Raw genomic sequence first — 2,348 nt, forward strand, 5'->3', positions numbered from 1 at the left:
CCGCGGCCCCCGCCCTGGCCGACACCCCGTCGCCCGCGCCGGGCAAGTCCGGCGGCGCGCCGACCCAGGCGGGCACCACCTTCCGTACCGCGACACCGGTCAAGCAGGGCCAGCAGGCCACGGCGACCGCCTCCAGCGGTGACTACCTGTACTGGGTCTTCCCCGCCGACGCGGGGCAGCGCCCCACCGTCGACGCCACGGTGACGCTGCCGTCGTCCGGCCGCCAGGCCGCGACGACCTGGCGGATCGACGTGTACGACGGGCTGCGCCGCCGCCAGCCGTGCATGTACGGGGCGCAGTCCCGCACGGCCGCGCCCGACGCCACCGCCGTGACGCTCTCGTGCACCCTGCGGCCGGTGGTGGCCTGGGCGGACGCGTGGGCCGACGCCCCGCTGCCGGGCAGCTACTACGTGCGGCTGACCGCCGTCGGGCTGCCCGCCTCCGAGCGGGGTCTGCCCGTCAGGGCGGAGATGACGCCCCGCACGGTGAAGGCGGGCGGCTCGCACGCCGTGGACGGCAGCCTGTCCACGCCGCTGGGCGCGGGCGGCCCGAAGACCGAGCCGGAGGACGGCTGGTCGTCCGGCTGGTGGACCGACCGCTGGATCTGGACGGCGCTCGGCGGGGTCCTCGCGGCCCTCGCCGGCGTCGGAGGGTACGTGCTGACCCGCGGCCGGGGCCGTCCCGCGCACGTCCCCCGGGGCTGACGGCCCCTCACTCCGCCTGCGCCGTGGGCTCGGCCAGCACCCGCTGGGCCACGGCGAAGGCGGAGTTGGCGGCGGGCACCCCGCAGTAGACCGCGGTCTGGAGCAGGGCCGCGCCGATCTCGTCGGGGGTGAGTCCGCCGCGCCGCGCGGCCCGCACATGCAGGGCGAGCTCGTCCCAGTGCCCGCGGGCCACCAGCGCGGTCAGCGTGATCAGGCTGCGCTCGCGCCGGGTCAGGGTCGGGTCGCCCCAGACCTCGCCCCAGGCGTACCGGGTGACGAGGTCCTGGAAGCGCGTGGTGAAGGCGTCGGTGCGGGCCTCGGCCCGGTCGACATGGGCGTCCCCGAGGACCTCGCGGCGGATCGCGGCGCCCCCGGGCGCGGGCGGCGCGAAGTGGCCGCGCAGCGCGGCCAGTACGGCCTCGGGGCGCTCCACCGGCGCCAGGTGCGAGGCGCCCGCGATCTCGACGAGCGAGGCGCCCGGCACCGCGTCGGCGAGTTCCCGCGCGTGCGCGGGCGGGGTGACCGGGTCGGCCCGCCCGGCGACGACGAGCGTCGGCGCCGCGATCTTCTTCAGCTCCGTCCGCAGATCGAACCCGGCCAGCGCGTCGCAGGCCGCCGCGTAGCCGCGCGGGTCGGTGGCGCGCAGGTCGGCCAGGGGTCCGGGTACCTCGAAGCCGGAGGTGAACCAGCGCCCGGCGGCGCCCGCCGCGACCGGCTCCATCCCCTCCCGGCGGACGACGGCGGCACGCTCGTGCCATGGTTCGCGGCCACCGAAGTCCGCCGAGGCGCACACCACCGCGAGCCGGTCCACCCGGTCCGGGTGGTGCGCGGCGATCCACATCCCGACGGCCCCGCCGAGCGAGACCCCCGCGTACGAGAAGCCGCGGACGCCCAGCGCGTCGGCGAGGCGCAGCACCAGCCGGGCGAAGTCCCCGACGCCGGCGCCGGCGCCGACCGGGGTGGCGGGCGAGCCGCCGTGGCCGGGCAGGTCCCAGCGGACCACCCGGTGGGTGGCGGCGAGTCCGGGGGCGACGCCGTCCCACACGGCGGTGGACGTGCCGAGGGCGGGCCCGAGCAGGAGCACCGGGCCGGCCGCCGGGCCTTCGCAGCGGTGGTGGAGGAGACCGGCGTCCCCCCGGTCAGCGGAGTTCAAGGAACACCGTCTCCTTCGCGCCCTGGAGGTGGATGTCGAAGCGGTGGCCGCCCGCCCCGGGGTCGGGCACCGCCAGCAGCGTGCGGCGCAGCTCCGGCTCCAGGGAGTCGAGCAGCGGGTCCGGCGCCCCGGTCAGATACACCCGGGTGAACAGGTGGTGGAGCAGGCCCCGGGCGAAGACCGCGACGCAGAGGTAGGGGACTCCGCCGGGCGCCAGGGTGCGCAGGGTCCAGTGGCCCGCCGCGTCCGTGGGGACCCGGCCGAAGCCGGTGAAGTCGACGCCGTTGCGGCCGAGCGAGCCGGGCCTCCCGGTACGCGAGCCGTCGGGCCCGGGCTGCCAGAACTCCAGGAGGGCGTCGGGGACGGGCGCGTCCTCGCCGTCGTAGACATGGCCGTGGAGCGTGAGGGTGTCCGGGTGGCCGGGCGGGGCGATGGCGGCGCCGCCCGGGAAGGGAAGGGCGTGGCCGTAGAAGGGGCCGATGGTCTGGGAG

General features: G+C 78.0%; 3 protein-coding genes. 1 reads left to right on the forward strand and 2 read right to left on the reverse strand.

The annotated features are described in order from the left end of the window. Positions 1-704: hypothetical protein (locus ACJA3G_RS35340; RefSeq protein ID WP_406557119.1), on the forward strand; the 704-nt coding region annotated here is incomplete at its 5' end. Between the two features lie 7 nt (positions 705-711). Here the strand turns inward: ACJA3G_RS35340 and pcaD are convergent. Continuing rightward, positions 712-1,857 carry a 3-oxoadipate enol-lactonase gene (gene pcaD / locus ACJA3G_RS35345; protein WP_406557120.1) on the reverse strand — a complete coding sequence of 382 codons (1,146 nt, stop codon included), beginning with the start codon at positions 1,855-1,857 and terminating at the stop codon, positions 712-714. Next, positions 1,844-2,348, reverse strand: a 505-nt coding sequence (gene pcaG / locus ACJA3G_RS35350; protein ID WP_406557121.1) for a protocatechuate 3,4-dioxygenase subunit alpha, incomplete at its 5' end; no start/stop codon positions are given. The genes pcaG and pcaD, both read right to left, overlap by 14 nt.

This window comes from Streptomyces sp. YS-3 (assembly GCF_045257485.1).
Lineage (GTDB): Bacteria > Actinomycetota > Actinomycetes > Streptomycetales > Streptomycetaceae > Streptomyces.